The organism is Maribacter flavus (genome assembly GCF_008386635.1).
In the GTDB taxonomy this organism is placed as follows: domain Bacteria; phylum Bacteroidota; class Bacteroidia; order Flavobacteriales; family Flavobacteriaceae; genus Maribacter; species Maribacter flavus.
This window is the reverse complement of the sequence record NZ_VUOE01000002.1, coordinates 685,905-709,775: the sequence shown is the minus strand read 5'-3', so window position 1 is coordinate 709,775 and position 23,871 is coordinate 685,905. Positions and strand designations below refer to the sequence as shown.

15 protein-coding genes are annotated in these 23,871 nt (G+C 45.6%); 10 read left to right on the top strand and 5 right to left on the bottom strand.

The features are described 5' to 3' along the window. The first annotated feature begins 181 nt into the window (after positions 1-181). The 3 genes from F0361_RS13395 to F0361_RS13385 all read left to right on the top strand — a co-directional run bounded on the left by F0361_RS13395 (position 182) and on the right by F0361_RS13385 (position 5,449). Complete coding sequence (locus F0361_RS13395; RefSeq protein ID WP_154919226.1) at positions 182-3,370, top strand: AsmA-like C-terminal region-containing protein; 3,189 nt, start codon at positions 182-184, stop codon at positions 3,368-3,370. A 262-nt stretch (positions 3,371-3,632) separates the two neighbouring features. Further along, on the top strand, positions 3,633-4,706 hold the full coding sequence (locus F0361_RS13390) for a serine hydrolase domain-containing protein (RefSeq protein WP_154919224.1): 1,074 nt from the start codon (positions 3,633-3,635) through the stop codon (positions 4,704-4,706). A gap of 65 nt (positions 4,707-4,771) precedes the next feature. After that, on the top strand, positions 4,772-5,449 hold the full coding sequence (locus F0361_RS13385; protein ID WP_154919221.1) for a hypothetical protein: 678 nt from the start codon (positions 4,772-4,774) through the stop codon (positions 5,447-5,449). A gap of 21 nt (positions 5,450-5,470) precedes the next feature. Here F0361_RS13385 and F0361_RS13380 read toward each other — a convergent pair whose 3' ends face one another. Then, positions 5,471-6,070: a DUF6642 family protein gene (locus F0361_RS13380; protein ID WP_154919218.1), complete on the bottom strand. Its 600-nt coding sequence runs from the start codon at positions 6,068-6,070 to the stop codon at positions 5,471-5,473. Between the two features lie 108 nt (positions 6,071-6,178). On the opposite strand from F0361_RS13380, the gene F0361_RS13375 reads away from it, so the two are divergent. Continuing rightward, on the top strand, positions 6,179-6,571 hold the full coding sequence (locus F0361_RS13375) for a MoaF-related domain-containing protein (protein WP_154919217.1): 393 nt from the start codon (positions 6,179-6,181) through the stop codon (positions 6,569-6,571). A 1-nt stretch (position 6,572) separates the two neighbouring features. Here the strand turns inward: F0361_RS13375 and F0361_RS13370 are convergent, their stop codons facing one another. The 4 genes from F0361_RS13370 to F0361_RS13355 all read right to left on the bottom strand — a co-directional run bounded on the left by F0361_RS13370 (position 6,573) and on the right by F0361_RS13355 (position 14,633). After that, on the bottom strand, positions 6,573-7,127 hold the full coding sequence (locus tag F0361_RS13370) for a gluconate 2-dehydrogenase subunit 3 family protein (RefSeq protein ID WP_154919215.1): 555 nt from the start codon (positions 7,125-7,127) through the stop codon (positions 6,573-6,575). Next, positions 7,124-8,833 (bottom strand): GMC oxidoreductase, encoded by a 1,710-nt coding sequence (locus F0361_RS13365; protein WP_154919213.1) that lies wholly within the window; start codon positions 8,831-8,833, stop codon positions 7,124-7,126. Before F0361_RS13365 ends, F0361_RS13370 begins: the two co-directional genes overlap by 4 nt. A gap of 674 nt (positions 8,834-9,507) precedes the next feature. Continuing rightward, positions 9,508-12,534, bottom strand: a complete 3,027-nt coding sequence (locus tag F0361_RS13360; RefSeq protein ID WP_246160888.1) for a WD40/YVTN/BNR-like repeat-containing protein — start codon at positions 12,532-12,534, stop codon at positions 9,508-9,510. Between the two features lie 218 nt (positions 12,535-12,752). Continuing rightward, positions 12,753-14,633, bottom strand: coding sequence for a CocE/NonD family hydrolase (locus F0361_RS13355; RefSeq protein ID WP_154919211.1), 1,881 nt, complete (start codon positions 14,631-14,633; stop codon positions 12,753-12,755). Positions 14,634-14,890: 257 nt separating this feature from the next. Between F0361_RS13355 and F0361_RS13350 the strand changes: the two genes are divergently transcribed. The 6 genes from F0361_RS13350 (at position 14,891) to F0361_RS13330 (ending at position 23,863) form a co-directional block, all read left to right on the top strand. Further along, a complete protein-coding gene (locus F0361_RS13350; RefSeq protein ID WP_154919209.1) occupies positions 14,891-15,631 on the top strand; it encodes an SDR family oxidoreductase in 741 nt (246 codons plus the stop codon). Positions 15,632-15,653: 22 nt separating this feature from the next. After that, positions 15,654-17,051, top strand: coding sequence for an NAD-dependent succinate-semialdehyde dehydrogenase (locus tag F0361_RS13345; protein WP_154919208.1), 1,398 nt, complete (start codon positions 15,654-15,656; stop codon positions 17,049-17,051). Positions 17,052-17,644: 593 nt separating this feature from the next. Continuing rightward, positions 17,645-17,800, top strand: a complete 156-nt coding sequence (locus F0361_RS18855; RefSeq protein WP_211361173.1) for a hypothetical protein — start codon at positions 17,645-17,647, stop codon at positions 17,798-17,800. A 397-nt stretch (positions 17,801-18,197) separates the two neighbouring features. Beyond that, a complete protein-coding gene (locus tag F0361_RS13340) occupies positions 18,198-19,196 on the top strand; it encodes an NADP-dependent oxidoreductase (protein ID WP_154920257.1) in 999 nt (332 codons plus the stop codon). A 415-nt stretch (positions 19,197-19,611) separates the two neighbouring features. Continuing rightward, on the top strand, positions 19,612-22,887 hold the full coding sequence (locus F0361_RS13335) for a ligand-binding sensor domain-containing protein (RefSeq protein ID WP_154919206.1): 3,276 nt from the start codon (positions 19,612-19,614) through the stop codon (positions 22,885-22,887). Positions 22,888-23,092: 205 nt separating this feature from the next. Beyond that, complete coding sequence (locus tag F0361_RS13330; protein ID WP_154919204.1) at positions 23,093-23,863, top strand: DUF481 domain-containing protein; 771 nt, start codon at positions 23,093-23,095, stop codon at positions 23,861-23,863. The last annotated feature ends 8 nt before the right edge of the window (positions 23,864-23,871 follow it).

Below are 23,871 nucleotides of genomic sequence, written 5' to 3'. Positions count from 1 at the left end.
TTAACCATAGCTATAAACTATTTTGACACGTCTTTAACAGTGGGCCCTTTTCGCCATGCGTATAGGCCTTTTAAGATTCGGGGTTAAAATTCCCTAACATTCAGCACATCAAACAATAGGATGCCCAGCGCGTTCGTTTTAAGGAAAGGATAGGGTTCATACTGCATCGAATAAAATTGCTTTGAGGCTTAAAAAACATTGGAAACGGATTGTCTTATGCATCTTCTTGGTGCCGATGCTCCTTATTGGGGCCCTGCTGCTCTATATCCAAAGCCACCAGTCTGAAATTATCCAAGAACAGATCGCCCTGCTCAACCAGGAGCATAAAGGACGTATTACCATGGGCAATAGTAATTTGTCCATTTTCGGTAATTTTCCAGACCTTTCCATAAAGATTTATGACGTTCAGGTCTTTGAGTCCAAGTTTGAAAATGCCCCCCTTATCATGGACGTTAAGGATATATATGTGGGCTTCAACCTTTGGGATATTCTAAGCGGAAACTACGAGATACACTCGCTTTTAATAGAAGACGGACTTCTTAATATAGTCGTTCACGAGGATAATAGCACCAATATACAAAATTCACTGATGACCACTTCTAACGAGGATACGGCCACCACGAATATTCGTTTGAACAAGATCCGATTAAAAAACCTGGATATCCACACCTTGGATGAAGCCACCCAAACCGATGTTGAAAAATTTATTTACGCTGCCAAAGGCGGTTTTGGTATACAGGACGGTACGATTGCCGGCCACATTGATACGGAATTGGAACTGAATGTCATCAAGGAGGGCGACACCACATTTATACATAAAAAACATTTTGAGATTCACACAGAACTCGAATTCAATGAAGCTACCGGCATACTGGACATAGCGCCCAGCGGTATTGTTATGGAAAACGGTGATTTTGAGCTTGAAGGGTCCATAGATACCAAAAACGATATGGCCCTTGACCTTGCCATTAAAGGCACAAAGCCCAATTTTGACATGCTTATTGCATTTGCCCCGGCAGATGTGATCCCTCTTTTGGAGAGGTATAAAAATGCTGGGGAAATTTATTTCAATGCTACCGTAAAAGGTGCGGCAAATAAAGGTAACAGGCCGGCGATATTTGCCCAATTTGGTGCTGGAAAGGCCTTTTTGGAGCATCCTAGAAGTGCCAAGAAAATAGATAACATGGGCTTTAAGGGCCATTTTAGCAATGGGGCCAACAGGGATGCCAGCACCATGGAATTTTCCTTGACCAATATGACCGCCTCCCTGGAAAAAGGTGAGTTTAAAGGTTCGATCTTTGTACGGAATTTTGAATCCCCTGAGGTGGATATGCAAATGCAGGCCGACTTCAATTTGGATTTTATTTCGGAATTTTTAGAACTGCGACAGGTACGGAACGCCTCTGGCAACATCAAACTAAAGATGAATTTTCATGATATCATAGATATCGAAAATCCCCAAAAGGCTTTGCAGCAACTCAATCAGGCCTACTATGCGGCCCTGAAGGTTGAAAATTTGCACCTGGAAGCGGACAATCTACCCGTACCGCTCGATAGTTTACAAGTGGATCTGGAGATGAACGGCAAGGAGGCCACGCTCAAACAATTTGAGCTGTTAATGGGCAATTCAGATGTTTCCATACGCGGTTTTTTTTCAGACCTCCCGGCCATTGTACATCATACCAACACACCCGTGAAGGCGCATTTAGATATTACCTCCAACTACTTGGATATTGCGGCATTGACAGGATTTTCACCACAAGACACCATCCAAACAGGAATCGATGAACAGGTTGAAAATCTGAAGATGGGCGTTTCCTTTGTGGGCACCGCCAAAGACTTTACGGAATCTGAATATTTGCCCAAAGGGGAATTTTATATCGATAGCCTACATGCGGACTTAAAGCACTACCCACATCGTTTGCATGATTTTCAAGCCGATGTGCTCATCGATGAAGTGGATTTGAAACTAGTGGACTTCAAGGGCTATATTGACGATAGCGATTTTCATTTTAACGGATGGATAAAGGATTATGCCTTTTGGATGCGACCCGAACGAAATGGCGATGTAGCCTTGGATTTCAACCTTACTTCAAAAAAGTTGCGACTGGAGGACGTGTTCTCCTACAAGGGGGAAAATTATGTACCGGAAGAATACCGACATGAAATTTTTGACGATCTGGCCCTGCATTTTACATCAAGGATGCATTATACGGATGCTTCACTTCAGTCCGTTGCGATTGACCTGGACAAGCTGGATACCAAGATGGAACTACATCCGCAACGTTTTCACGATTTTAAGGGCCACATAAGGTATGAGGACGATCATATCATGATCAATGATTTTCACGGCGAAATTGGTTCTACCACGTTTAATATCGACCTGAACTATTTTCTGGGGGAAGACCCATCACTGCAAATACGTGATAATTACCTGGAATTAAGTGCGGATTATATTGATTACGATACCCTATTCAAATTTGACCTAAGCCCGCCTCAAGCCAAGGAGGCCAGTACATCCACCACGGAGGATGTTGCGGCCCATGCAGAGGCTTTTAACATCTATGAACTACCGTTTACCAATATGCGCTTTCAGGCGGATATCGCCCATTTCCTATACCATAGGATAGACCTTAAAAACATAAAGGCAGCTTTACGTACCACGCCAGATCATTATGTGTACGTGGATACACTGAGCATGGATGCCGCCGGGGGTAACATTCGTTTGAAAGGCTATTTTAACGGTAATGATCCAAAACACATCTATATGCGGCCAGAGTTAGTCATGACCCATGTAGATCTGGACAAACTTCTCCTCAAATTTGAAAATTTTGGGCAAGACCACCTTGTTTCGGAAAATTTGCAGGGAAAGCTTACGGCCAAAATAAACGGTAACATAAGGGTATATCCTGATTTAGTACCGGATTTGGACCAATCTACCCTTGAAATGGACGTGAAGGTATTGGATGGAAAACTAAAGAATTATGATCCCATGTTGGCGCTATCGGACTATATGGGAGACAAGAACCTGCGCAGTATTCGGTTTGACACCCTGCAAAATAGCCTGGCCATTGACAAAGGAAAAATCACTATCCCGGCGATGGCCATTGAATCCACCTTGGGTCACATGGAACTGTCAGGGACACACGATAGCGATCAAAATATTGACTATTACTTGCGCTTACCTTGGGAAACCATACGGAAGGCGACATGGCAAAAACTGTTCGGAAGTAAAAAGGACAGTATTGTTGAACAAGATAGGGAAGATGAAATCGTAGAAGTAGACCCCAACAGAAAAACCAAGTTTCTCAATCTAAAGATACAGGGAACCATAGATGACTATAAAGTTTCCGTGGGCAAGAAAAAATAAACCTGTTCATAAATTTATAGTATGTAATTTTTCTTTAAGAATTTTTGGGTATTTGGTTTTCGCTCCCCCACTCCCCTCCTAACCCAAAACAACTGAATTATTACGTCAAAAACCTGTAAAATTCCACACGGAGCCCATACAACAAAGCACGTCTGAGAACGTTATAATAATTGATTTTTCCTGTCTTGTATGGAATCCTTGAAAAGGGTTTGGCCGCAATTTTTCGGCAAGTCAGGGAACAAAACTTCAATAACTGAATTTTATGAAAAACGGGTATTTGCTTTTAATATTGCTATTTGGTATGATGGTGAGCTGTTCAACATCGGACGATAGCCCTATTGAGGTTCTAGATCCAACCATGTATTTTCCACCTGTAGAAAACAATACGTGGGAAACGGTTACACCAAGTAGTTTGGAATGGAACGAGTCCAACATAAACGCATTAAACGACTTTCTCATCCAGAACAATTCCAAATCCTTTATGATCCTTGTCAATGGTAGGATCGTGATGGAAGAATATTATGATGGGCATACGGCCCAAGAGCCTTGGGAGTGGAACAGTGCCGGAAAGACCTTGGCATCCGCCACCACGGGCATTGCGCAGCAAAACGGACTGATCGATATTGAAAACAAGGTGTCCGACTATCTGGGGACCGACTGGACCAATATGGACCTGGAAAAGGAAAACCTGATCACCGTGCGGAATCTGCTGACGATGACCTCTGGCATTGACGATACCAAACAATTGGTGGTAAAATCCAACCTTACCTATGTGGCCGATGCCGGCACCCGATGGGCCTACGGCAACGTGTTTCAAAAATTGATGGATGTCGTGGCCGAATCCAGTGCGACCGATTTTGAAAGCTACTTCAACACAAACCTCAAGGCGAAGATCGGTATGGACGGTTTTTGGAACGAAGGAACAATCTTCACCATCTTTCACAGCACCACCCGAAGCATGGCCCGTTTCGGGCTACTCAGCCTAAATAACGGTTCGTGGGACGGGGAACAGATCATCGATGCATCTTTCTTTACCGAATGTGTGACCACATCCCAAAATATCAATCCCTCCTACGGATACTTATGGTGGTTGAACGGAAAGTCCCAATACATGCTTCCCAGCGACCAAACCGTGTTTCCTGGGACTTTGATTCCCAATGCACCGGCCGACATGGTAGCTGCCATGGGTGCCAAGGACCAACGTATCTATGTGGTTCCCAGCAAAAACATGGTGGTCATACGTATGGGCAATGCTTCGGACCCGCAGAATGCCAATTTTGCGGTATCGGGATTTGACAATGCCCTTTGGGAAAAAATCAATGCAGTGATCAATTAACCTCCCTACTCTATTTTTTAGATCTTATATTTTAAAATTTTTATACACCGATAAAATCAATGACAATGAAAACAAATAAATATCTCACTGCGACCCTTGTACTATTGACGGCCTTTTTTGCTTCGGCCCAGAATGCCAAGGAAGCCGTTCAGGACCACCGACAGATCAAGGTGGGCAACGCGCAATTGGAACGTGATACCAAAGAACTGGAAAGCTTTAAAGCCGATGTATCCGAATTCCAATCGGCCATCGAAAATGGCGATACGAAATTGGCCCAAAAATATCGGAAGGGAATCCTGACCGCCATGGAACGGGAAATCCAACAGACCGAGGGAAAAGTAGCCCAGGCCAAACGGGAAGTCGTGCAAAGTTCCGTGGAAAAGGGAACCAACCGAAGGGAAAAAAGAAGCAACCGCAGAACGTTTGAAGGCACCCCGGACGATAGAAGGGATATGCGCCGCGACCGAAGGAATACCCGCGACGACCGACGCGACAAACGGGACGATGTGTCCGACCGTGCCGAATTGGAGGCCCGATCGGAAAACCAAAAGGCCCTCTACGAGAGCGCCATAACGGATGAATTGCTTGGAAACGGTATTCTTGAAAAGTTTATTACTACCATGAACAACGATCTGTTGGAGACCCAGGAGGAAATTCGGGAGGATAAGGGCGAATTACGGGAAGACCGTCGCGAACGCAGGGACGACCGCAGGGAACGAAAGGAAAACAGATTAAACGGGTAATCCTTTAGGGTAAAAACCTACTTAATAATACAACCTAAAATCCAGTAGCTTACAGATATTATAATGCCGTTGGTGCAATTCCTCTACCACATCGAACATATTGTCATCCTCCTTGAACAGGTTAAAGAAGACCTTGTCCAAATCCGAGCTGCTGATGCCTTCATAGGCATGGCCATAGCCCGAAATGGCCTTTGCGTTGGTGATGTCCAAAAAATATTGGGACTCTTCCTCGTCCAGGTCGAGCACCTTGGCATTGGAAAAATGCAGGATCTTGCCTTTTAATCGGCCTTCAAACAGTTCCGCGATTTCCTGTAAACTATAGAAGTAATCGTTCAGACAGATACTATTGGCCTCCCCCGGCATCACCAAGTAGATGATCTCATAGTCCTTAAAATGATGGTCTTCCATCACCAGGGCATTGAGACTGTCCTCCAGTCCCTCAATGGTGTCGCAGGTTTGATAGATGCTGGCCACGCCATACTGCATGGCCAAATGTTCCAGATTTTTCTGTACTTCGGTAACCGTGGCCGTTTCAATATCATCGACCGCTTCCAAACAGTAGATGAACTTCTCGGAATCCCTGGGGTATTCCTGGGGCAATTGTCGTCTTTTCGCTAGCACATTTCAAGGTTTCTGCCAATGTACTAAAACCGACAGAAAACAAGGTTTGGTTGGGGTAATTTTAATATCTTTTGAACGCAAATCCTTTCAATTAAAAGAATTTCAGCTATGGACAAATACCGTAATCCCATATTTTCGTGCCTTATGGCCGTCATCTTTTGGAACTGTTCGCCAAATTCCTCCCCGAAGAGCGAAGGACTTATTTCCAAAACATTGGAATACGATTATGGTGAAAGTGTCTACCATCTAACGATCGAGTCCGACTCCACCCTGCATTGGACGGCAGTCCAGGGCACTGAAAAAGGACTTCAAGGAAGGGAAATATATCGGGCAAACTGGATTTCCAAGGATAAACTGTTCATCACCTGGGGAGAGGAAAACGGTACGGGGGTAAGTCAGGTGCTGGACTTTGAAAAAGGAAAGGTTTTCAACCACCTGTTGTTTGGTAGGGAACTATACGCAGGCGAAGGGAGCATTAAAATAGTGAAGGATAGTTTATAGCCTAACTTTCGGACCAGGTTTTGCCTCCATATTTATTCAAGGGGATACATCCTTCATAGGAACCCGGAATGGGGTCGTGCGCCAAAGCTTGCGTAGCTCCAATCTCTGATGTGAAATAGCCCAATAAGGCCATACTGCGCATCGCATCGAAGAACAAGGCATTTTTAGGCTCTTCCGAAACGGATAGATCTTTAAAAACGTTGATTCTCGCTTCCTCATCCATTCCAACAAAATCCAACTCTTGCAGCCTTTTTAACCCATGCCGAATTATTTCCTGTTCTTCCTTTTCCAAAAAACCATGTAACATTTCATCTATGAACCTATGTACCATGGCCTCCGAAGCACTTGGAGTGTGCGTTTGGGGAATAAATACATCTACGATCAATTCCGTAAGTAGGGCCTCCTCATTGTCTAAAAATTTGGGCGACCAATTGGGTTCCAAGGGGGTCCTACAACCGCTGATTATACCTGTCCAAATAGAGGGAACCAAAACACCTCCCATAATTACGGAGACCCTTTCCAAAGCCTTTCTTCTATTCATAGTTCCCGCTGTCATAAATTCCCTTTTTTAAGTTCGTTCACGGCATGGTCACAGGCCCTTGCCGTTAAGGCCATATAGGTCAATGACGGGTTTCCCCAACCATTGGAATTCATACAAGAACCGTCCGTTACAAAAATATTAGGAATATCGTGTACTTGGTTCCACTTGTTAAGCACCGATTTTTTGGAATCCTCACCCATTCTTGCGGTACCCATTTCATGAATGCTCAAACCAGGTTCACTAGGGTCGTCATAGGTATTGATATCCTTAAATCCCGATGCTTCCAGCATTTCCGCACTGGAGGTCATCATTTCCTTTCGCATGGCGGCTTCATTGGGGCCAAAGGCCATATCGGCCACCAACATGGGCAAGCCCCAGGGGTCGCGTTTTTGTTGGTCCAGATAGATCCTGTTTTTATGATAGGGCAAACACTCCCCAAAGGCCAGAAAGGTAAAGGTCCATGGTCCGGGTTTGGTCAAGCTATCCTTCCATGCTGCACCAAATTCCTTTCCCCCACTACCTCGGTCCCATCCTTCGCGACCGGACCAACCATAGGTACTGAATCCCCGCAGATAGTCCTTACGTTTGGTTTTGGCATCTAGATTTTGAAATCTTGGAACCAAGACATCTACGGGTCTTCTTCCCTTGTGATATTCATCTTCAAAACCATCGTAGGTCCCATAGGCTCCCACCTGAAAATGATTGTCCATCAAATTATGACCCAACTCACCACTGGTATTGGCCAAACCATCCGGGAAACTGTTGGCTACCGAATTTAGAAGTATACTGGTGCTACCCAACGTTGATGCACAGAGAAAGATGATCTTGGCATTGAACACTATTGTCTCTTTTGTATTCGCATCCACGATTTGTACCCCCGAAGCCTTTTTCGTCTCCTTGTCGTAAAGGATGGTGTGTACGATCGAATGGGGTCGCAAGGTCATGTTTCCTGTCCTTTCCGCAGCTAGCAGTGTTACAGAATTACTGCTAAAGTAAGCTCCATAGGGACACCCCCTGCGACATTTGTTACGCGCCATACAGGGACCACGGCCACCGTGGGCCTGTGTAATGTTCCCTGTCCTTCCAATCGTTAGTTTTCGGTCATCAAAATGTGATTCAATTTTGCACGCCACATGTTTTTCCAAACAGCTCATTTCCCAAGGGGGAAGAAACTTACCATCCGGAACCTGGGGCAATCCATCCCTTGTACCGCTCACGCCTATGTAGGACTCCACATAATCGTACCATGGTTCCATGTCCTTGTATCGAATGGGCCAATCCAAACCAACGCCATCACGGGCATTGGCACCAAATTCCAGATCTCCCCTTCTATAGGCCCATCTTCCCCAAATAAGGGAACGCCCCCCCACCTGATAGCCCCTTGTCCAAAGGAAAGGTTTCTCCTGTATATAGGGGTTTTCGTTGTCCTTGACGAAAAAATGCTTGGTCGATTGGTCTACGGCGTAGGACGACCTGGCCTGAATGGGATATACCTCCCTTCGTTCTTGTGGTGTCAACTGGTTTGCATAGGGCAATTCCCATGGATTAAGGTTCATCGTTGGGTAATCGGTTAAATGTTGTACCATACGTCCCCTTTCGAGGACCAAGGTCTTTAAACCTTTTTCAGATAGCTCCTTTGCCGCCCATCCCCCACTTATGCCCGTACCAACTACGATAGCATCATAGGTATTTATTTGTTTCGCTTTGGTGTTCAGGTTCATACTGGAAAGTCTTTCCTTCTAAAATAGGACAAAAAGTTGATATTCTATGATGAACCTCTAACTACAGGTTCAATCTTTCCACGCCATCACCTTTTACCAAACATTTTGATATGCATAAATAATTGACCAAACCATTTTTTTCTGGGCAATTACTATGGATGCGTTAAAATTTTTAATATTGGAATTGCGCATTATTTTAAAAGCTCCCCTCTTCGTCTGAAGAGGGGTGTCCCGCTTGCGGGACGGGGAGTTTGACTTGGCCCAAACCCTGGAAACTGTCCCTGTGCCTTTGGTACGATCATCGTGATTCGGGCTTTCTAGCCCTCCGGCGCGAGGTAGGTCGCGCCACCTCCCTTTATCAAAAGGGAGGAGCCCCATGATGCTACCTAAAATCAAATGGAACCCTTACCGAGGGATTTGTGATGGTAAGATAAATACCTCTACAAAAGGAAATGCTTAAAAAGCAAACTATTGACCTACTATTAAATAAAGGTAAGAGAAACAACAAACTAAAGACAATTGCCTTACATACAATAACTTGTTCAATTATTCCAACATGAACGCATCGTCAATACGTGGCAATAGCCAAATACCCTGGCCAAACCCCATGATTTTTTTAACAACCCCCATAAAACGAATTACAACCAACTACAGGTAGGCTGATTTCATTCTATCTATTTGTACTTCGATTCCCAAAGGGCTACCATCTCCCCCACACGTGTATGTAACTGTTTTGCGGCTTCCTGTGTGGCGACCGTGGGTTGGGCATCGGTTTTTTGCAAGACGTTGAGCAGAAAAAGCAATTCGGATTGCAGTCCGACTAGCGTTTCATCCTCCAGATTCATCGCATAAATACTTCCATAAATCAAATCGCCATCCTCCGGGGCGCCTTCGCCTCGAAAGGCCATCAACTTTTCCTTCTTCCTACCTTTTGCCGAGCTGGCGTCAATCACTTCCCGAATCTCCTGCAATCTTCCGTAATCGGTGTAGGTCTGCAGGGACAGGCCGGTTTGTAGGGCTAGGGCTTCCTCGCTCATTTCTGAACGGGGATCCAGTTGTATCGTGATGTTTTTTTCCAAAGTTTTCCCATCGACCTTCAGTTGTACTTTATACGTTCCCGGAGCTACAAAAGGTCCTTCCGGTCCGCTAGGGGTATCGTACTGCACCGCGGCAATGGCAAAGGCCCGATTAGCGCCCTGCGGCTCTTTATATCGTAAATTCCAAACAAATCGGTGGTGGCCGGGTTCGCCCGACAAGCCTTTGAACGGACGTATCCAATACGTGGGATGCTGCATTTTGGTCGTATCCAACACTTCCGCCCTATCATCACTGGAAAAGCTGTTGACCAACCCGCCTTCCGAATCCAATATGTTGAGCTCCACCTTTTGGGCATCGGCTCCTACATAATAATCAATAAAAGCACCGTCCGGCGGATTCTCTCCCGTAGGTTCCTCAGGGGGCAAGGGCGTGTCGCTAAACATATTGAACCGTACCCGGTAGGCATCGCTGGGCGAAAATAAATAGGCGTTTTGACCGGAGAGGCTGGCCAACTCCCGCAACGGACTCACATCGTCCAAAATCCAAATGGAGCGACCGTGGGTACCAATGACCAGATCATTTTCATGTACCACCAAATCCCGAATGGAAGATGCGGGCATGTTCATGCGTAGGGATTGCCAAGAGGCCCCATCATCCGCCGAAAAATAGACCTCCCGCTCCGTTCCGGCATACAGCAATCCTTGTTGTTTTGGGTCTTCACGCACCACGTTGACCGGTCCGGAGGGATTCATTCCGGAAACGACTTCTTCCCAGGTTTCCCCAAAGTCATGGGTCTTGTAAATATGGGGTTGCATATCGTCCTTCCGTATGGCATTCACCGCCACATAGGCCGTTCCCCCATCAAAATGTCCGGCATCGATCTGTGAAATTTTATCCCATGCGGTAATCGCCGATGGTGTTACGTGGGTCCAGGTTTTGCCTCCATCCCGCGTTACCTGAATCAGGCCATCGTCCGTACCGGCCCAAATAATGTCTTCGTCCAAGGGCGAAGGTCCAATGGCATATACAATCGCACGTTGCGGCATGTTTTCCATGGCATCGGTTTTGTAATCCCCAACGCTGGCCGGCACTTCGGGTCGGGCTCTGGTAAGGTCGCCACTGATCTGTTCCCAATGCTGTCCCCCATCATGGGTTTTCCAAATCACATTCGTACCGAACAACAACATACTGTCATCGGCCGGATGAAACAACAAGGGCATCGTACGCAGGTATCGGAAATCCCGGGAACGCAGCACTTCGGGACCCACATATTGCGACTGACCCGTTTTTTTATTGAACTTAATGACGCGACCGCCATAAACGATATTGTTATCCAAAGGGTCCGGAGCGACATAAGCATATTCATCGGCACCCACGCCCATAAATTCCCGAAACGAGATTTGGCCCCCATTGCTCCTACTGGCAATGCCAATGGCCCCACTTTCCTGTTGGCCGCCGTACACCCAATACGGAAATTGGTTGTCTGTGCTTACATGGTACAATTGTGACGTGGGCTGGTTGTACCAAGAGCTCCACGTGTCCCCACCATTTACGGTAATAACGGCTCCTTGATCCGCAGCAAAAAGCATGATTTCCGGATGTTGGGGATTGATCCATATCCTGTGGTAGTCGTCCCCGCCCGGGGCACCTTTGATGGAGGTCCACGTTTTGCCCCCGTCTTCCGATTTATACGAGGCCACATTCCCCACAAAAACGACATTTTCATCCTTGGGATGTACCTTGATTTCGGCAAAGTCACTGCCCCGGCCCCACAATCGGTTTTCCGTGGTGACCAGGCTCCAGCTTTCGCCGGCATCGGCACTGGTATAGACCCCGCCCTTTTCCCGGGCATCGACCGTGGCATATAAGCGTTTGGAATTGCTGGCCGATAGCGCCACCCCTACTCTACCCAAGCCCTCTTCCGCTCCGGGGAGTCCGTTGGTGAGTTGTCGCCAGGTGTCCCCGCCATCGGTGGATTTGTAGAGTCCGCTGTTGGGACCGGAGAATTTGGCGTTCTCCCACGGTCCTTCCTGATGTTCCCACATGGCCGCGAACAGGATGTTGGGATTATTAGGGTCCATTTCTACCTGAATGGCTCCAGTATTTTGGTTGATATACAATGTCTTTTTCCATGTCTTTCCGCCATCTACCGATTTAAATATGCCCCGCATTTCATTGGCCCCATACGGATGGCCCAAACCGGCCACATACACCACGTCAGGATTGGTGGGGTGTACGATGACCCGACTCACCTGCTGCACATCTTCCAGCCCGATATGTTCCCAGCTTTTACCGCCATTGGTGGATTTGAACATCCCGTCCCCTACAGCCAGGTCCGGCCGGTGCAGCCCTTCGCCGGTACCGACATAAATAACATTGGGGTCCGAGGGCGAAACCGCCAAATCTCCCACGGAACCTGTGGGCACGTCATCAAAAATGGGATTCCAGGTACGGCCATAATCATCCGTTTTCCATACCCCGCCATTGTTCACCCCAATAAAGAATACATTGGGTTGGGAAGGCACGCCCACCGCCCCCACGGTCCTCCCGCCCCTGAAAGGCCCGATCATTCGATACTCCAAATCTTGGTAATTGGATGGGTCTATTTGTGAAAAGCATAGGCTCGTAAAGAGGAAACTCAAACAAAAAAGGGATGTTCTCATGGTAGCGGTCATTTAATGGTCTCTATTATATTGAATATTTTTTTATTGGCAGCACCAAAGGGTATAATCCTCCGAGGCTTGCCTCGAAATTAAAAATTTGTTTCCTGCGAATGCCTCGTGGCTTGCCCCAAGGTAGTTTACTTGGTTACTGCAAATTTCCTTACAAAACGTCCTGCAATTCCCCATCTTCCAAGGCTCTTGAATACATGTTTTTGGGACTACTTACGTATGGGCAAGCGAATCTGTGACGGATACGCTTTGGAGTGGTGGATCTTGTTGGTAGCCACCACACCTTCGGATTCATCGTAATTGTCGCCCCCGGTATTCAAATTACGGGCAAAACGCGGGAAATTACTGCTCGATACTTCAATTCGAATGCGATGTCCTTTCTCAAAATAGTTGCTGGTGGCCATTGGTGTAAGGTAAATTTTGTACACTTCGCCCTCTTGCATAAAAACCTCTTTGTCGTACCCCTCGCGAAAACGCGCACGCTGAATGGTCTCGTCCAAGTTATAGGCCCTGCCATCCGGATAGACATCGATCAGTTTGATCGTAAAATCCGTATCCTTGACATCGGTAGAAACATAAAGGGTAGATTCGATAAAACCGGTCACCTCTACGCCTTCCTGCAGCACATCGGTGGTGTAGACCAGTATATCATCACGCTCCTCCATCACCTGCTGGTCAAAGGCGCCTCCTTGGACCGCATTGCCCGTACAACAGACGTTGCCGCCATAGGAGGTTACGGGATTCATAGGGTCGTACACAAAAGTATCCGGTTGGTCTTTGGAGGGTTTTTTTCTGGAAAGCGTTCCATTGCCATTCCCGGTATTGGCCGCCCCGTCACTATTTAGATAATAGGTCGTCATTTTACTATCCTTAGGGGGCCATTGCTCGGCGGTTTGCCAGATATTCTTCCCCATGGTGTAATATTGCACCCTGGGTGTTTTCTCCTTAAAATCGTTGTTTTCGCCTTTCAGCCAAAGGTCCCACCAGGCATAGATCTGTTCGTCATAGTTCAGACGGGCATCACCAACGCTACGCTCCCCTACGATGGTATTTTCCGTTGCGCGGGTATAGGCGCAGTGCAATGTTGGGGCGATGACCATATATTGATTGTCCCGTATTTCAGGGTCTTTGGCATTGTTCCGAACATGATTGAAGAGCGCCAAATTGGGCGTGATGCTCACATCGTACCAAGAAGCGAACCAAAAACTAGGGGTACCTATTTCCATATCGTCATGATAGAGTCCGCCTGTATACCAATCCGGATGATTGGGCTTACGGCGTACCATTTTATCGAAAATCTCCTTCTTCCCGTTCATGTTCTTTAGGATATCCTGAATGGGCAAGTGTTTTAAGGCTTCGGACATATCCACGGGCGGATTCTCGGGTGCCAGGTCGTAAAACCGCGAAATACGAATCAGGTCTTCTTGGGTCGCGCTTTCCGGGATGCGGGGTTTGAACTTGTCATGTTCCACCCCGTACAGCCAGGAAAAAAACAATAGCTGCTCTACCCCGCCGCGGTACCAATTGCCCTGCTCTAGGATATCGCCCACGCGACCCACCCCGGCACCATAACCTTGGGGTACCATGGCGGCATGCGCCGGATGGTCCAAAGCGGCCACGGCCATTTGCCATTCTGCCGTACTGGAACAGCCATAGGTACCGATTTTCCCATTGGACCACGGTTGGTCCTTCATCCAGCTAAAGGCATCATAGCCATCCGTAAGGGGAACGCCCAGGATATCCCACTCCCCTTCCGAAAAATAGCGGCCCCGCTCATTCTGTACCACATAGGCATAGCCCCGTTTTACCGCCTCGTACGCCCTTTCCGCCGTTCTGGTCTTCCGCTCCCCATCGCCCCAGGAATTAAAATTATAGGGCGTTCTGGAGAAAATGATGGGTACCTTTTCATTGGTCTTGGGCCGATAGATGTCCGTTGCGAGGCGAATACCATCCCGCATGGGCATCATGACCTTTTGGTCGATGATGGCGATTTCTTCTAATTTTTTGAGAATAGTATCGTCCTCTTGGGCCTTGGAAACGGTACTGAAGAGAAGGAGGAATACGAGAAGATACGAATACGGAATTTTCATAAAGTAGTGCTGGATTAGTTATTTTCTAAAAATAATTAAAATTCCTAGAAAAGGGCGATTTAAAGGGAGTTAAACATAACATGGCAAGACCGGATTGTTTCGTCTCTTTGTGGTGCCCATTCGCCTTAATAGGACACTGCCTTAACCCTAAAAACCATAAAGCGCGCTCCATAGCGAACCCGTCAATCCTTCATCCTTTATGGTCAAGGAAATCCATCAATCAGGCTTACATTGAATGGAAATAAAAAAAGAACACGATGAATTTAGAAAACAAAGTAATATTAGTTACGGGAGCCTCAAGCGGGATTGGAAAAGCGGCCGCCCATAAGTTGACGGAACACGGTGCCAAAGTGGTCCTTATGGCACGGAGTGAAGATGAACTCAACGATTTAAAATCCAACATAGAAGCCAAAGGCGGTACAGCCTTGGTCGTGGCAGGGGATGTCACCAAAATGGACCATTTTGAAAATGCGGTTTCCCAGGCCAAGTCGGAATACGGAACCGTAAACGCCCTGATCAACAATGCAGGTCTTATGCCCCTCTCCTTTGTAGAAAAACTGAAGACCGATGAATGGGAAAAAATGGTGGACGTGAACATTAAGGGTGTACTGAACGGTGTGGCCGCAGTACTACCGGAACTAAAAGCCAATAAAGACGGTCATATCATTAATATTTCGTCCATGGCCGCACACCGATACTTTCCGGGCGGCGCGGTGTATTGCGCCACAAAGGCCGCAGTAAAGATGTTTTCCGAAGGGCTGAGGCAGGAACTGGCCCCAAAATACGGCATCAACGTCACTTCCATAGAACCGGGTGCGGTTGCGACCAATCTTACGGATACCATTACCGATGCCGATATCATGGAGAAAATGAAGGAGATGCAGCAAATGGAAACCTTGGAAGCCGAGGATATAGCAGATGCCATTTACTACGCCCTCTCCCAACCGGAGCGTGTAAACATCAACGATGTGTACCTGGTACCCAGCGAACAACAATAATTCACTAAAAAAACAGAAAGTAATGGCAACGACAACAACAGATAAAACATTTAAAACGATCAATCCGGCGAACGGGAAAGCCCTTACAACGCATACATTAATGACGGATGCACAGGTGGCCGACACCATTCAAAAATCACACGAAGCCTTTAAAAAATGGCGGTTCAAATCCGTGGAGGAACGGGGCAAAATCATTTCCGCCATTGGGGAAGAACTACAGAACTATAAAAAGGAACTGGCGGACATGATGACCTCCGAAATGGGAAAACTCCTGACCCAAAGCGAACAGGAAGTGGACCTATGCAGTGCCATCTGTAGCTTTTCCGCCAAAAATGCACCGGACGCACTCAAAAGCGAGGAACGCGAAATTTCCGATGGTGGCAGAGGCATCATCACCTACTCCCCTTTGGGCGTTATTTATGGGATTCAACCCTGGAACTATCCGGCCTATCAGGTCATTCGCTATACCATTGCCAATTTAATGGCGGGGAACAGTGTGTTGCTGAAACATGCCGAAAATGTGACCGGAACGGCCAAACTCCTGAAATCGATATTCGATACGGCGGGATTGCCCGAGGGACTGTTCAGTGTGTTGGTGATTACCCACGATCAATCGGACACCATCATAGAGCACGAATTGGTGCGGGGCGTTACCCTGACGGGAAGTCCGGGAGCCGGAAAGAAAATTGGGGAAAAAGCCGGTGGCGAACTGAAGAAAATGGTGTTGGAGCTGGGTAGTAACGATGCCTACCTTATTTTGGACGATGCCGATATTGATTTGGCCGTGGAAAAATGTATCCAAGGACGTATCTATAACAACGGGGAAACCTGTATTGCCGCGAAACGCTTTATTGCGACCGAAGCGGTGTATGACGAGTTCCGCGAGAAGTTCGTAAAAGGGATGAAGGCCCTGAAATTAGGCGACCCAACCGATTCGGAAACGGATTTAGGTCCCATGGCGCGAAAGGATCTTCGGGAAAAATTGCACGAACAGGTACAGAAAAGTGTACAGCACGGCGCCGAAATCCTCTGTGGTGGGAAACTGCCCGAGGGCGACGGATTTTATTATCCAGCGACCGTTTTGGTTCAGGTAAGCGAAGGGCAACCGGCGTATGACGATGAGTTGTTCGGCCCGGTAGCTTCGTTGATCAAGGCCAAGGACAATGAAGATGCGATGCGCATTGCCAACGATAGCCGATTCGGACTCGGAGGCGGAATCTTCTCCAAAAATGTGGACAAGGCGGTGGAAATGGCCAGCAAATATTTTGATACCGGAATGGTATTTATCAATTCCTTTGGCTTGGCCGAACCCAATATGCCTTTCGGAGGTGTCAAGAATTCGGGTTACGGACGCGAACACGGTGGATTCGGGATGAAGGAATTCGTAAATGCGAAGTCCATCATGATCGGGGACGCGTAAGAAAAACGAAACCATGAGTCTGTAGAAAAATATGGACGAAAGCAAAGGGGTAATCGAACGGTTGCCCCTTATTTTCATACTACAGACACGACAAACCGATTATATTTAAAGGTAGAACGTAAACTCTCCCTTGGGGATAACTTAAAATTACTAAAAACCCATTGTGGATTTTGAACCTGTCATCTTGATCAAAGGGTCAGTTCGAGTGATTTTTCGCAATGCAATGAAGAAAAATTGTATCGAGAACCTTTTTATGACCCAAAGGGTTCTCGATACACTTGATTTTCGATGGAAAAATCGAAAATCAACCACTCGAACTGACATTTCTATATAAAATTTTTAAAATGCATACGAAATAACGCAACACGATTGAATTACCGTAATCTGTCATACCCTTATGTCTCCTCGAGCAGCCTGCCCTGAGCCTTTCGGCAACGCTCAAGGTAAACTAAAGTCGAAGGGGAGTCGAGATGCGAGACCTCCTTGAAATACCGGATTAGCGGTGACATTTTTTTGAACGGAGTGAGTAGATTTCAATGGTGGTTCTATGTTTATAAATTAGAGTTTGTATTGTCCTTTGAAAATCAGCAATAATGAACGAAGGGTTGGAAGTGCGGTGCGTTGGCACAACGCATGTAAACCCGATAGTGAATGGTGCGCAGCAATTGCCTATTTTCAACTTGATTTTTTTGCTTCGTTTTTTTATCAAGGAAAAAATGAAGGGAAAGGCCCAAAGGAGCCTGCCCTGAGCGAAGTCGAAGGTGAGTCGAGATGCGAGACCTCCTTGAAATACCGGATTAGCGGTGACATTTTTTTGAACGGAATGGTTAGATTTCAATGGTGGTTCCATGCTTATAAATTAGAGTCGGAATTGTCAGTTGAAAATCAGTAATAATGAACGAAGGGTTGGAATTGCGGTGCGCTAGCACGACGCATGTAAACCCGATAGTGAATGGTGCGCAGCAATTGCCTATTTTCAACTTGATTTTTTTGCTTCGTTTTTTTATCAAGAAAAAAATGAAGGGAAAGGCCCAACGGAGCCTGCCCTGAGCGAAGACGATGGGTCCTCCTCGATACACTTAAACTGACATTTTTATTTAAAATTTTTAAAATACATACGAAGTTACGTAACACAAAAACGATATGATGATACAAACGATACACCTAAAAAAGCGTCCGATAGGGGCGCCTACCCAAGACAATTTTGAACTTACGGAATCCGAAAACGACCTGACCCTAAAGGATGGGGAAGTGCTTTTGGAAACCAAATATATTTCCGTGGACCCTTATTTACGGGGACGGATGAGCGATGCCAAATCCTATGTCCCTCCTTTTGAAGTGGGACAACCTCTCAATTCCGGCATCATCGCGGAAGTCATCGAATCTAAAAATGAAAACTTTAAAAAAGGCGACTTTGTGCGGGACCGATTGGATTGGAAAACGGTACAGGTTTCCGATGGCGAAAACCTTCAAAAAGTGGACCCGGATAAAGCACCCTTGAGTGCCTATTTGGGTATTTTGGGCATGACGGGATTAACGGCCTATTTGGGGCTGCATGAAATCGGAAAACCGAAAAAAGGGGAAACCTTGATCGTATCCGGTGCCGCAGGTGCCGTGGGTAGTGTTGTGGGGCAAATCGGGAAAATCTTGGGCCTTACGGTCATTGGCATTGCCGGTTCCGATGAAAAGGTGGAACTGTTGAAATCCGAATTCGGTTTTGACCGAGGCATCAATTATAAAACTACGGACGATATGAAAGCCTCCATCAAGGAGGCCGCACCCAACGGTGTGGATATCTATTTTGACAATGTGGGCGGGGAAATCTCCGATGCGGTGCTCTTTAGCATCAACAAGTTCGCCAGAACGATCAATTGCGGAGCGATATCGGTCTATAACAATACCGAAACACCGACCGGGGTGAGCGTACAGCCGTTTTTGATCAAGAACAGTGCCTTGATGCAGGGCTTTATCGTTTCCAATTACTCCGATAAATTCCCCGAAGCCATGGAGCAGTTATCCAAATGGTTGGGCGAGGGAAAATTGACCTATCGTGAAACGATTGTGGAAGGATTTGAAAATACCCCACAGGCCTTTTTGGACATGATGGATGGCAAGAAAAAAGGAAAAATGATCGTAAAAGTTTAATTGCCTGTCCCCTGAGCGGCTTGTACTGAGCGGAGTCGAGGTAAGTCGAAGGGGAATCAGGAATAAAAATGTGATATGTCTCCCCCAGCGACCCGTACCGAGCCTTTCGTTTTGCTGCGCAAGGTGCGTTCAAAAAAACATATATTCTTTTCACCCAATGCCCAAGGTAAACTAAAGTGGAAATACCTCGAGGGGTTTTTCACTTCTAAAAGAGACAAAACAACATCAAGGTACAGTGTGGTACTTACGCTTCATGTTACAAGCTAAAACCTTCATTTTATGACGAATACCCAAATTATATTTTGTCAATAGCAATCATTTCACAACATATAACCCAGGGTTGGCAACATAATTTTTATACTAAGAAATTAAACCTTTTCTTTGAAAGTAAAATACTACAATTTAGATTTCAGTAATGAAAAGAACTGCCCTCTCCTTGGTGACGGCCAACGTACTCCTAGTACTAGGGACTTACTTTTCATTCTCCCAATCCAATTTGGATTCCTTGAATTTTATACCGATCAAAGCACCTATATCCCAAAATACGGTCACCGAGATATTTGAGGATAAACACGGTTTTCTCTGGGTCGGGACCACCAAGGGCATCAATAGGTACGACGGTAGCGATTTTAAAGTTTTTGAAGAATCACGTGATAGTACTATGGGCTTGACTCATGGCCATATTGAATATATATATGAGGATCTGAAGGGAACGTTGTTGATTGGCACCAGCAGAGGGCTTAACTTGTATGATGAGAAGCTAGCGGTCATTCGGCCCTATCCATTCCAAACGGAAGGCGGGAAAATACAGAGCGAGCATATCATGGTGATCAAAAACATTCAGGAATCCCTATGGTTGGGAACCTCTGAGCATGGTCTGTACCGTTATCATACCAAAACAGGAAAAACTGGACATTTGGAGTTTCCGAAGTCGGAACAGGACAAACCGAACAACAACCGAATTATTGAAATATTTCCCTTGGCCAACCAGGACTATTTCATCGTAACGGAGGGCAAAAGCTACATTATCGATGAAGCGTTGACCATAAAGCAGGAAATCGATAACCTACAGAACACAAGCAGTGCCCTACAAATAGGTGCCTCCCAATTTTTTCTTGGTATGCGGAATGGGGAACTCCTAATTTATAACTTAAAAGAGGGCACATTTACCGACGAGAACCCGATTATGGTCAGTCAAGGCCATGCCCTATTGGCCATGGAACAAGATGATTGTGGTAATGTCTGGTTGGGTACGGAGAATGGCGGACTGTCCCTCTACCAGCTAGCCAACGGTACAATATCCAATACGAAACTGGATTATAAAAATCCAAGTTCCATACCCAATAATTCCATTTGGTCGCTACATAAAACACGAAATGGGGTCATGTACGTGGGCACCTACAAGAAAGGAATCAGCTTTTACGACAGGAATTACTACAAATTTCAAAAAATAGCGGCAAACCCTTTTGACCGGAATTCACTGAGCAATAATATCGTTACGTCCTTCGCAGAGGACGAAAATGGGGGCTTATGGATTGGAACGGACGGTGGCGGTCTTAATTATTGGGATAGGAAGGCGAACCGTTTTGAACATTTTTCCTTGGATGTGGGCAACTTGAACACCAACGTGGTGCTCACACTGACTTTTGATAAGGATAAATTATGGATCGGTTCCTGGGGTACGGGTTTTACCATTTTTGATACGGCTACAAAAGCGTACGAAGTGTGGGATACGACGAACTCCTCTCTTTCCTCCAATAATATCATTGATCTTTTAAAGGATAGCAAGGGTAGGATATGGATTGCCAATTTTAGGGGAGGACTGCAAGTGTACCACCCAGATACGGAATTGTTCGAAGATATAGAACTGGAATCCGAAATCTATAGTGAAAAAATTTCCTCGGTAGCACGTTTATTGGAGGACGACGAAGGCACTATATGGGTAGGTACGGAAACCATGGGCGTCTTTAGGCTAATTGAGGAAAACGGTGCTTGGTCCCATGATCAATATCACAATTTGAGCGATACCAATTTCCTGAGCGATAATTTTGTGAACGTACTAACCCAAGATGATGATGGCAATATCTGGGTGGGCACGCAGGCGGGACTCAATAAATTTGACCCTGAAAACAAAACCTTTACATCCATTACCATAGCCGATGGATTGCTAAGCGATGCGATACGGGGATTGGTACAGGATGTAAATGGCTTTTTATGGATCAGCACGGATAAGGGCATTACAAGATATGAGGAAGAGACCGGCGAGTTTTTGGATTATGACATGTATGATGGCCTACAAGGTGATGAGTACAACTCCTCTGCCTTTTACAGGACTTTCAATTTTGATATCGTTTTTGGCGGCCCAAATGGGTTCAATATTTTCAATCCCAAACAGGCGGCAAAACAAACGGACGCCCCAGTAGTATTGCTGTCCGACCTTAAGATCTTCAATACATCCGTTCGCCCAAATGATCGTTTTGGGGTTTTGCAGGAAGACATCAACCAAGTGGATTCCATAACCCTCAGTCACAAACACTCGGTTTTCAATATTGAATTTAAAGCGCTGACGCTAAAAGCGGCAGAGAAAGTGCGTTATGCCTATTATTTGGAAGGGTTTGAAAACAAATGGAACTATGTTGGAAACAAAACATCGGCCACCTACACCAATTTACATTCCGGGGATTACGTACTACACGTTAAATCCACAAATTCAGATGGGATCTGGAATGCCAATGAAAGGCTGCTTCACATACGCATTACTCCTCCCTTTTGGAAAACATGGTGGTTTGGCTTGATCTTGACCTGTTTTATATTAGGACTGATATATCTAATCCACTACATCCGCATCCGGAGCCTTAAAGCAAATCAATTAAAGCTGGAAAGAAAGATTTCCGAACGTACCAAGGAGCTTCAAATCCAACAAAAAAAGCTACTAAAGGCCGCGGATGAGCTATCCCTTCAAAATGAGGAAATACAACGATTTACGTATTCGGTAACCCACGATTTAAAGAGCCCACTGAGTGGAATAAAGGGAATTGCGAACCTTATTCCAATGGATATAAATTTGGCCGAAAACCCCGATATGGAAAAATATCTTGAAATGATACATACCTCCTGTGATACCATGGGCGACCTAATTGGTGATTTGGGGAAAATGGCAAGAATTGGAAAAATAAAGAACGAAAATGAATTTTTGAATTCAAACGAAATCATCCAACTGGCACTTAATTTAGTTTGGGGTAAATTGGAGGTCAATCACATTGCATTGGAAATTCACGAAAACTTGCCCACTATTTACGCGGATAAAAACAGAATGATTCAGGTTTTTAGCAACCTCTTGGACAATGCCATAAAATATATGGGAAACCAAAGCAAGCCATTGATTGTTGTTAAAGCTAAAAAAACTGAAAAGGAAGTAGAATTTCAGGTCATAGATAACGGATCGGGAATGGATAAAGAATCCTTAGGAAAATTATTTTCTCCGTTTGAGCGATTTCACCCAAATGTTAAGGGAAGTGGTCTGGGCCTTTATATGACAAAACAAATTGTTGTGTCGCATGGTGGGGACATTAGGGCAGAATCCAGTGGAAAAGGAAAGGGAACTACCTTTTTTATAACGCTACCAAACACCAGACCGGGCATTGAAGATCGGCACGAAACAAAAAGTTGGGATACAATAGCCTCCCTTTGATTGTACCAAGGAAGTAGCTCTTGGCCGTTTTAATATGTACATTTTAAAAACATTACATTTCAAGGGATGCCTGTTGACCTTTGATTCTAGGCAAGCTACTCCTTCATAGATTTGGGCACTACACTTAAAAACCTAGCTGAGGTGGGCGGAAAGTTATATCGATTGGTTTTGGGTACCTTTGACAAAAACGAGCCAACCCTATATAATGAAACCCTTGAAAACCCTAGTCTCCTTTCTTATTTTATGCTTTATATCGAATTCGGTTATGGGTCAATTGGTCAATATCGAGTCAAAGCGCATGCAAACAGATTCGACCCGATTCGCCCTAAAAAGCGATGTGCTTTTCGATTACACGGATAACAATGGGGATTATATATTCCAAGTGGCGTCCAACCTTACCACGCAGGTAAAATCCAAGGATTTAAACAAAATTTACTTTTTCATCGGTAACTATAAGCTCATACGAAGTAAAAATCAAGATTTTCAGAACACCTGGTTTTTCCATGTGCGGTATAATCATAAATTGTCGAAGCTATTTCGCTTGGAAGCCTTTGTCCAGAACCAGAACAATGCCTTGTTGACCATTACGAGTCGGAATTTGGTCGGTGCCGGTATTCGTTTAAAGTTTTTATCCACCGAAAGAACCACTGCTTATTTTGGGAATGCGTATATGTATGAAATTGAAGAAGTGGCGGAAACCGACCAACGATTCTTCAATCACAGAAACAGTAGTTATTTGTCCGTTAACCAATCGTTTAAAAATACCAAGTTGGATATAACCGGAACGGTATATTTTCAGCCCCTGTACGATGCCATCAACAACCACCGAATTTTATGTCAGCTGAAAGCGGAATTACCTATTAGTAAAATTATTAGCCTCTCTGCACTCTATAACTACTTCTACAGTAGTTTTTCGCCAATCAGGGAGAATGACCGTGCCTCCAACGTTAGCTTTGGACTGACGTTTACGATTTAATTCTATTG

Coding starts and splice junctions, on each gene's coding strand:
- F0361_RS13390 (WP_154919224.1), top strand. CDS start 3,633: ATGAAAAACGGGTATTTGCTTTTAATATTGCTATTTGGTATGATGGTG.
- F0361_RS13385 (WP_154919221.1), top strand. CDS start 4,772: ATGAAAACAAATAAATATCTCACTGCGACCCTTGTACTATTGACGGCC.
- F0361_RS13375 (WP_154919217.1), top strand. CDS start 6,179: ATGGACAAATACCGTAATCCCATATTTTCGTGCCTTATGGCCGTCATC.
- F0361_RS13370 (WP_154919215.1), bottom strand. CDS start 7,127: ATGACAGCGGGAACTATGAATAGAAGAAAGGCTTTGGAAAGGGTCTCC.
- F0361_RS13365 (WP_154919213.1), bottom strand. CDS start 8,833: ATGAACCTGAACACCAAAGCGAAACAAATAAATACCTATGATGCTATC.
- F0361_RS13360 (WP_246160888.1), bottom strand. CDS start 12,534: ATGAGAACATCCCTTTTTTGTTTGAGTTTCCTCTTTACGAGCCTATGC.
- F0361_RS13355 (WP_154919211.1), bottom strand. CDS start 14,633: ATGAAAATTCCGTATTCGTATCTTCTCGTATTCCTCCTTCTCTTCAGT.
- F0361_RS13350 (WP_154919209.1), top strand. CDS start 14,891: ATGAATTTAGAAAACAAAGTAATATTAGTTACGGGAGCCTCAAGCGGG.
- F0361_RS13345 (WP_154919208.1), top strand. CDS start 15,654: ATGGCAACGACAACAACAGATAAAACATTTAAAACGATCAATCCGGCG.
- F0361_RS18855 (WP_211361173.1), top strand. CDS start 17,645: ATGAACGAAGGGTTGGAAGTGCGGTGCGTTGGCACAACGCATGTAAAC.
- F0361_RS13340 (WP_154920257.1), top strand. CDS start 18,198: ATGATACAAACGATACACCTAAAAAAGCGTCCGATAGGGGCGCCTACC.
- F0361_RS13335 (WP_154919206.1), top strand. CDS start 19,612: ATGAAAAGAACTGCCCTCTCCTTGGTGACGGCCAACGTACTCCTAGTA.
- F0361_RS13330 (WP_154919204.1), top strand. CDS start 23,093: ATGAAACCCTTGAAAACCCTAGTCTCCTTTCTTATTTTATGCTTTATA.